Source organism: Rhizobium mongolense USDA 1844 (assembly GCF_000419765.1).
Taxonomy (GTDB): domain Bacteria; phylum Pseudomonadota; class Alphaproteobacteria; order Rhizobiales; family Rhizobiaceae; genus Rhizobium; species Rhizobium mongolense.
Genome location: NZ_ATTQ01000070.1, coordinates 1 through 6,356 on the forward strand (window position 1 = coordinate 1; position 6,356 = coordinate 6,356).

Annotated in this window: 6 protein-coding genes and 1 pseudogene; all 7 read left to right on the forward strand. The window is 59.0% G+C overall.

The genetic code is table 11. The annotated features are described in order from the left end of the window. Positions 1-1,074 precede the first annotated feature (1,074 nt). The 7 genes and pseudogenes from A3C3_RS48930 to A3C3_RS48935 all read left to right on the forward strand — a co-directional run bounded on the left by A3C3_RS48930 (position 1,075) and on the right by A3C3_RS48935 (position 6,190). The gene (locus tag A3C3_RS48930; protein WP_425337568.1) at positions 1,075-1,392 is read left to right on the forward strand and encodes a phospholipase D-like domain-containing protein; all 318 of its coding nucleotides are present in this window, start codon (positions 1,075-1,077) and stop codon (positions 1,390-1,392) included. Between the two features lie 108 nt (positions 1,393-1,500). Continuing rightward, positions 1,501-3,042, forward strand: coding sequence for a hypothetical protein (locus tag A3C3_RS0136850; protein ID WP_022719465.1), 1,542 nt, complete (start codon positions 1,501-1,503; stop codon positions 3,040-3,042). A gap of 439 nt (positions 3,043-3,481) precedes the next feature. Beyond that, a complete protein-coding gene (locus tag A3C3_RS0136855) occupies positions 3,482-4,615 on the forward strand; it encodes a hypothetical protein (protein WP_022719466.1) in 1,134 nt (377 codons plus the stop codon). A gap of 107 nt (positions 4,616-4,722) precedes the next feature. Next, on the forward strand, positions 4,723-5,244 hold the full coding sequence (locus tag A3C3_RS40890) for a cytochrome P450 (protein WP_425337569.1): 522 nt from the start codon (positions 4,723-4,725) through the stop codon (positions 5,242-5,244). Further along, positions 5,211-5,500 (forward strand): annotated as a pseudogene (locus A3C3_RS44835) (cytochrome P450); the annotation flags it as partial. The gene A3C3_RS40890 and the pseudogene A3C3_RS44835, both read left to right, overlap by 34 nt. A gap of 5 nt (positions 5,501-5,505) precedes the next feature. Continuing rightward, on the forward strand, positions 5,506-5,709 hold the full coding sequence (locus tag A3C3_RS48075) for a DUF4158 domain-containing protein (RefSeq protein ID WP_072382063.1): 204 nt from the start codon (positions 5,506-5,508) through the stop codon (positions 5,707-5,709). A 25-nt stretch (positions 5,710-5,734) separates the two neighbouring features. Then, a complete protein-coding gene (locus A3C3_RS48935; protein WP_425337570.1) occupies positions 5,735-6,190 on the forward strand; it encodes a DUF4158 domain-containing protein in 456 nt (151 codons plus the stop codon). Positions 6,191-6,356 lie beyond the last annotated feature (166 nt).

The window sequence follows — 6,356 nt, forward strand, 5'->3', positions numbered from 1 at the left end:
TTACCGGATTGTGCCGGTTTATGGCCTCGTCAAAACCTCACCCTTGACGAGGATTCGGCGGTCCTCATGGAGGTTGCCACCGAAATCGAGTTCCTTCTCAAGCCGGATGCCCCCAACGATGCGGCGCGCCACGATGTCTACTTCAATCGCGGCGTCATCGGGTCGCAGGCTTTTGCNCGGCGCTTTAAGAACGCCAATCCGAAGGACGCGAGCCCAAAATCGGAAGAGATGGTGTGGCTATCGCGAGGGCTGTATGAAGCGCTGCAGGCCTTCATCGGCCTTGCCGAGGATGAACGCTTCGCGTTGCGCGCAGCGTTATATGAGTTTCACTATCAACCGGTCGCGAACGCCTTCGCGAAGGCCGTCGAGGCCGGCGCCGACGTCAAGATCGCCTATGATGGCGAGAGCTCCTACAAGCACGACAATGAATTGACCATCGCCAATGCCGGCCTTGACCAGATGGGAGCCGTCAAGCCGCGCACGGTGAGCGAGGGTATCCGCCACAACAAATTTATCGTGCTTCTGCGGGACGAAACACCCATTGCGGTCTGGACCGGGTCGACCAATATCTCCGAAGGAGGCATCTTCGGCCATTCCAATGTCGGCCATATTGTCTGGGACAAGACGATAGCAGAAGCCTATTTTCACTATTGGGAGCGGCTGGAGGCAAATCTGACTCCGACCAAGCTGCGTGAACCGAACCGAACCGCTTCGCCACTTCCCGTCGGACGTCCGATGCCGAACAGCACAACGCCCGTGTTCAGCGCGCGAGACGAAAAGGACAGCAGCGCCACCCTTCAGTGGTATGCCGACCGTATGGCCGAGGCCACGCAGATCGTCTGCTTCACCGTCGCGTTCAATATCGACAAGGTGTTTCAGGAGGTGCTGAACCGTGACAACGATGTCTTGCGCTACGTCGTCAAGGATGACGATCTTGGCGACGGCGAGACCATTATCCGTGACCGGGACGTCCTGTTTGCCGCAGGTGGCTATCTTGGCAGCGGCGCCTTGGTCAACTTTCTCGAGGAGCGCGGCAATCCGCTCAATCGGAATGATTACATCCACGACAAGTTCATGCTGGTTGATCCGCTCGGAGACGATCCGCTGGTCGTAACGGGTTCGGCGAATTTCAGTCAGCCCTCACAGCGCACAAATGACGAGAACATGCTCGTCATCCGGGGCGACACGCGGGTGGCCGACATCTATTTCGGCGAATTCATGCGAATTTTCGACCATCACTATTCGCGCTATCTGGTGAAAAAGCTGACGGAGACGGGGCGGCATGATCCCGAGGCGGGATATCTAAAGGAAAAACCATCGGATTGGGTCCCGACACACTTCAACCCGGCCAGCTATAAGTCGAAGCGCCGACGCTACTTCCTAGGGGCCTAGTCAAAGCGCCCGTGACAGACGGCGCTGAGCGACATCCAGCGCCGAACCGGCCGGCACCGGATCTTGCAAGGCAATCAATCGCTTAAAGCCCAGAATAGGAGCAGGACAGTGAAGCAGGCAGTCGTGATTATCCATGGCATGGGCGAACAGATCCCAATGGAAACCTTGCAAGGATTTGTCGAGACCGTCTGGGTCAGAGACGACAGCCTGATTGATGAGGCCCGCCCCGATTCCGCAACGGGCGGACCGCGCTACGAAAATACTGTCTGGAGCAAGCCGGATCGCCGGAACAGAAGCTTCGAACTCAGGCGAATGACAACCGAAGCGATCGATTCACAACATGGGTCCACGGACTTCTTCGAGTTTTATTGGGCGCACCTGATGTATGGCACCACCTGGGAACAGTTGAAGGCCTGGGTGATTGATCTGCTATGGCGCAGTCCGGCCCGCGTACCGCCACGGATCCGTGGCGCCTGGATCGTTCTATGGATCATCAGCGTCATCGTCGCGCTGTGCATGATCGCAGCCTTCGTGCCGTTCGCGACCCTTCGCAGTTGCCTCTTCAACAATTGTGTCGCTGAGGCGTCCAACCAGACCTCTTTCTGGTGGCTAGTCGTAGTGCCGGTCCTCGTCGGCGTTTTCGGCGCGATTGTAGCCAGCCTGGTAAATATCTTCCTTCTGAAATATTTCGGCGACGTCGCGCGCTATGTTAAGGCCGATCCCCTCAATGTCGCACGGCGACAGGAGATCCGCGAGAAAGGCGTCCAACTCCTGGAAACACTGATGGGACGTGAAGCTGACGGCATGCCGGGAAAGCGGCAATATGATCGCATTGTCGTCGTCGCGCATTCGTTGGGCTCGATTGTCGCCTACGATATTCTCAGCCATTGCTTCGCCCGGTTGAACACGGCCTCGGACCTAGATGAGAAAACACTTAGAGGTCTTCAGCAGCCCGAGCGGACCAAGCTGGAAAGCATGATCAGGTCCGTTGCGGACACTCCCGCGAAAGAGGACAGAACGCCAAAAGATCCGCTGGACACGACGACAAATTTTACGGTCGACGCTTTCCAGGAACAGCAAGCCCGTTGCCTGAAGGAATTAAATGAGCAAGGCAGTCCCTGGATTGTCAGTGACTTCATCACTTTAGGCTCGCCTTTGTCGCATGCGGAATTTTTGCTGGCAGCCAATCTCGCAGACCTTCGCAAAGCCCAAGAGCGACGTATTCTTCCAACTTGCCCTCCGATGATGGAACATGATGGCAAAACGAAGCTGCGCCATTTCACATTCCGCTATAAGGATGATGCGACAGCAAGCGATCCCCTTACCTATCGGGTTCCCCATCACGCGGCGCTCTTTGCCTATACGCGCTGGACCAATTTGCATTCACCGCATTCTGCCATCCTATGGGGCGACATAATTTCGGGACCACTTGCGTCACAATTTGGGGCAACCATCAATGATCGGCAAGTGAATGGGATCCGAGATCTCCAAGTCCTTCCGGAAAGGGATAAGCTGGGCCAGGTCGTGGCGGGCCAACGTGTCCCATTTTTCAGCCACACCCAATATTGGAGCTTCGGAAGTTTGCCTGATCGACCTACACCGCATCACATACGGGTTCTGCGACAGGCCCTGCGGCTGAAAGATCGCTGATGCGGTTTAGTTCAGGGTCCGTCTGTCCCTCCGTCGCAACTAGTTGACGAAAAACCATGTGAGACAAACGGCTGCCCAGACCCACCGTTGTCACATGGACGGATAGCCCCAGAACTGTGCGGCGGCAGTAACGTGAACGTAAAAATTGAATTTGGAAAAGACTGCACCCTGCTGATGGAAATCAGCAATCCTAATGTAGCTTAATGCGCGCGCCTAACGGAATGGAACGCTGATGAAATGTTCACCTAGCTGCAGGGACAGGGAAAAGCACAATGAACGAATGGGAGTGGCACGGCAATGCGCTTGGACCGACGGTACCTACGACAGGCATCGCGCTGCAACGACACGCGGCAACTCGAGCGCCCTATTCTCCCTGGCCGCTGGTGGCCTAAACCTTTTACCGGATGATACGAGCGCCACGGATAGGGAAAATTAGGCCATGCAGCACTTCGACCGCACCGATGAACCCGCACCAGCGTGCCTTTCAGACGAGCGAAGCAGAGAGGCGCGGGAGATGCTGCGCAAGATCTTTACCGGCGAGGTCGGGACAATCGCCCAAACCGGGATCAGCATGGCTCCGGTTATGGTGACGGATCCGGAACTCGACCTTGCCTCGGCCAACCTGTTTCGCGGGCGATGTGCGTTCTGCGAAGCGCGGGAGACAACCAGGGCATATCGTTTTAGGCCGATAGAGGAGGCCGGTCCTTCTGACATGGCGCCACCCGAAGATGCGGACCGTAGCCACCTCTATTATAGCTGGCTCGTTAACGCTTGGCAGAACATCTATGCAGTATGTTCGGCATGCACGCCGACCGAACCTTCGATATTCCCGGTAGTGGGGCGGCGATGCCATTTGCCGAATGCCGATGAAATCGAAACATATGCCGACAGCCCCGTCGGCCTCTGGCGACGTCCAATAAACGAGCGGTCCTGGTTCCTTGATCCTTGCGGAAATGAAGATTTTCGACGAAATCTCGCTGCGCTCCCCAATGGGAATCTTATTGGGCTCAGCGGCCGTGGCGAGGGCACGGTCCGCCATTTCAATCTTGACCGACTGGAACTGGTCAGCCGCCGGGCGCGCGCGTTCCAGGGATACTTGCAGGCGCTGCTCAAAAGCGCGCACGAAAACACCGGTACGAACGAGCACTTTGCATTCGCATCCATGGAATTCGGCGGGGGCTGGTTTCTATTACTGTATCAGATAGCCAAGAAGCTTGGGGGAGGTGGCGGCAGCAGGCCGACACTGTCACGCAAGCGGATCGGGCAGTATTATGGCGAGCGATTTGGCAGGCAAGATTTCATCGACCGGGTGGAGGAGGCCTTCCAAGACCTGTACGACCGTCCCGAGCAGCTGACTCAAAAGCGGGCGACACCCATTGCGCCCGTCCGTGGAGACGCCCGCCCCGTCGCCTTCACCATAGAGAACTTCAAGGCACTTGAGCGAGTCGCGATCGAATTAAAGGCACAAGCCGTGCCGAAGACTACCGATCGCGGGTCGATCAATCCTAGTGCTCCTGAGCCGCAGAGGTGCGACAGACGCGGCAGCGCATCCCGGAGTTCTTCCGTCGCCTGATCGCGCTCAAGCGGGGCCAGCTCGGCGACGATCTGGCTTCGGCCCTAATCGTCGCGCGCGACAACGGCGAGCTCGTTTCCGACACCGAGCTCATCGACATGCTGTTCATGGTGCTCTCTGCGGGCTTCGTGACCACCACCGGCGTCATCGGCAATGGCGTGCTGGCATTGCTGACGCATCCGCAGCAACTGCACCTGGTGCGCAGCGGCCAAGTTCCGTGGTCACAGGCGATCGAGGAGATCCTGCGCTGGGGCAGCGCAGTGGCCAATCTGCCGTTCCGCTATGCCACCCAGGACGTGGAGATCGACGGATGCACGGTCCGCCGCGGCGACGCCGTCCTGATGGCGTTCCATGCGGCGAACCGGGACGAAAAGGCCTTCGGTCCCGGCGCTGACAGGTTCGATGTCACCCGGCGGCACAACCCGCACCTGTCGTTCGGCAATGGGCCGCATTTCTGCCTGGGCGCTGCGCTGGCGCGCCTGGAATTGCGCTGCACCTTCACCGCGCTGTTCGGACGGCTGGAGGATCTAGCGCTGACCATCGCCGCGGAGGACGTCGTCTACATGCCGTCTTACGTCATTCGCTGCCCGCAGCGCCTGCCGGTCACCTTCCGCCCTTCCATCGCTTAGAGAGTGCGGCATTCACCCCGGATTCGGTGATTCTCGGTTCGCCGGGGTGACTGGTCTCGCACGAGGGGGCGAGCACGACCGGTTATGCACGATCGTGGCGCGCCGGCCTTCAGCAACGGCAGAGTGAAGCTGCTCGCGCAGCAGGTCGAGGCGAATGCCGCGCAGTTGTTCAAGACGCTGGCGGCCCAGCCCCAGCCCGCCGACCTGCGGCGCCACCTCTCCTTCGCTTCCGGCAATGGTCATCAGCGCGCTGATGGACGAATGCGCAAGCACGAACTGCTGAGCGAAGCCGAGCGGGAACAACTACTGGGATTCCCGGCGGACCGTGACGACCTGGCCCGACTTTACACCTTTGAGCCCGGCGACCTCGATCTGATCCGGCGTCGCCGAGAGGACCGCAATCGCCTCGGCGTTGCCCTTCAGCTTGCGCTGTTTCGCCACCCTGACCCTCGCTTAAATTCTTAAGAGCTACGGCGGGCTGTCCGAAGAACTGGTGTCCTTCATCGCCGAGCAGCTCGACGTACCGACTATTGCTCTCGCAGATTATGCGGGTCGGGAACAGACGATGACGGATCACGCCCGCGAGCTCGCGGGCGTGTATGGGCTTCGCGCGGCGGCCAGGACAGATATCCCTTTCATGATCGAGGCGGCCGCCAAGGCTCAGCCGTGCCCCAAACAACAAAGCCGGCGCTACGCTGCCACCGCCAAGGATGTCGGCCGACTGATGCGCTTATTTCAAGGCACGATCGACGCACTTTCCACCGCGCTCAACAACGGACTCCGACCCGGTCGAGGCGATCGACGAGACCATCGGCTGGGCGAACTTGCTCAAGGCACGACCCGAAGTCGCAGCACTCGACGAAAAGATCAAGGCGGCAGGACAGGCGGCGGCCGACACGGCCGATACTTCCGACAAGTAGGCCGCCACCATCGCCGNGGAGATTAGCGNGCCGACGCCGGGAACGCTCATCAGGCGCCGGCAATTGGCCTCGTTCTGGCTGATCTCCTCGATCTTGCGGCGGATTGATGTGTTCATCGAGCCACAGCCGTCAGATCGTTCATCCTGGGCGAGAGCTCTCAGATGACAGCAGCTGCACTCGTTGTCGGCTATT